General features: G+C 33.9%; 2 protein-coding genes. One reads left to right on the forward strand and one right to left on the reverse strand.

All coding sequences use genetic code 11. From position 1 onward, the window contains the following. Positions 1-98: 98 nt before the first annotated feature. Positions 99-1,103, reverse strand: coding sequence for a DUF3231 family protein (locus tag V7266_RS28485; RefSeq protein ID WP_335472583.1), 1,005 nt, complete (start codon positions 1,101-1,103; stop codon positions 99-101). 220 nt (positions 1,104-1,323) lie between these two features. On the opposite strand from V7266_RS28485, the gene V7266_RS28490 reads away from it, so the two are divergent. Beyond that, on the forward strand, positions 1,324-1,662 hold a 339-nt coding region (locus V7266_RS28490; RefSeq protein ID WP_335472584.1), incomplete at its 3' end, for an NAD-dependent epimerase/dehydratase family protein.

Consider the following 1,662-nt stretch of genomic DNA (forward strand, 5'->3'; position numbering starts at 1 on the left):
AGCTTTTAACTTGGTTAGAGGATTCCCGATTCCTACATTGGAGGAAGGATTTTCTAAAAAATAAAATGCCCGACCTATTTGGAAGGGCATTTCTCATGTTATTTTTGTTTTGCAATTTCTGTTCTATTAGGTGCAAGTGGAGGTTGTTCTAACCATTTATTATTTACCATAATATTAAACCAATTTTTTGTAACCATAAGATTTTGTAAAATAGTAGCCTCATAAATAGTAACGAGGTCTGTCCGCATGGCAGTTGCAAGACCTGTCCCATGATAGGTTTGTGCGGTTTGAAACAAAAATCCCATGTGAAACATTAATAACTTATCAGAAAATGGAGAGTCAGTTGAAATCGTCACTTCAGTTTCCAACGATTTTGGAACTGGTAAGTTATCAGCTTGGAGTATTTTTGCTAATGATTTTATTTGTCCATCAGCAGTTTTCCCAGAATCAATTAAAAATTTTCTTACTTCTTTGGATTCTGCCACCTGGCTGAATGCGATAGAAAGGGTTTTAGCCATAACGCTTTTTTTTAGGTTAAAAGAAATACTAATGATTTCTGTCGCAGCAAGAGTTCTCCCCTTCCCAAAAAAACCATCTTTGAAATCATTGCTTAAAATGTATAGAGGGTGATCATATGCATAATATAATGGGTCTTTCTGAAAAAGTCCTTTATCAAGCAATAACTCAATTGTTTGGTGAAACATCTTTTTCGCATCGTTATCACATGAGTCGTAAAAATCCCTTAAATCTTTTCTAACAGAAATGCTTAACGCAGTGATATGCCCTAATAATCCATGTAAAGTCATGATATGTAAATAATTCAGACAGAATGCATCTGAAAACAATCTCTGTTTGCCTAAATACAAGTCGGATTCATTAAATCCAATTGGAACCGGAAACCCTTCATTCTCAATAAAAGTGATAATTTGTCTCTTTTGTTTTTCGAATGTCTTGAGAGCATCATTAAAAACCGTTTTTATTGCTTCATCTTCAATAATTGAGTACATATATCTATTTACAACATCTATCGCTGTTCCGATTACATACTCGCTCCACAAAGAACCAATTTCAGAAGATGTTAATTTTAATTTTTCAGTATCCAATTTTTTCACCTCAATAATTATTATTTCCGATTTTAGATTCGTTAATTCATAAGAAACCTATCTCCATACTTCACACATTAAAAGGACTATATGTTGAAGAGATTATTAAAGCGATTGGAAGCTTTATAGATCTAAAAAAAGGAATTTTGAAATGAATATAGAATATTTACTTGCTAACATATGAATAGAATAGAGCTTTAAGATTAGCGGAGGTGGAATAATGAAGGCGTTATTTATCGGTGGGACCGGAACGATTAGTTCTGCCATTACGAGGCAATTGGTCACAATAGGATGTGAGCTTTACCTTCTTAATAGGGGGAATCGAAAGGATCGCTTGCCAGAAGGGATAAATTTACTTCAAGTGGATATTAATGATGAAGACCAAGTTTCCAGACTGATAGAAGAGTTAGAGTTTGATGTGGTTGCTGATTTCATTGCCTTTGAACCTGCACAACTGGAAAGAGATTATCGATTATTTAAAGGGAAAACGAAACAATTTATCTTTATTAGCTCTGCTTCTGCCTACCAAACTCCTTTATCCGACTATCGAATTACAGAA

It is taken from the genome of Neobacillus drentensis, from assembly GCF_036965645.1.
GTDB lineage: Bacteria > Bacillota > Bacilli > Bacillales > Cytobacillaceae > Neobacillus > Neobacillus drentensis_D.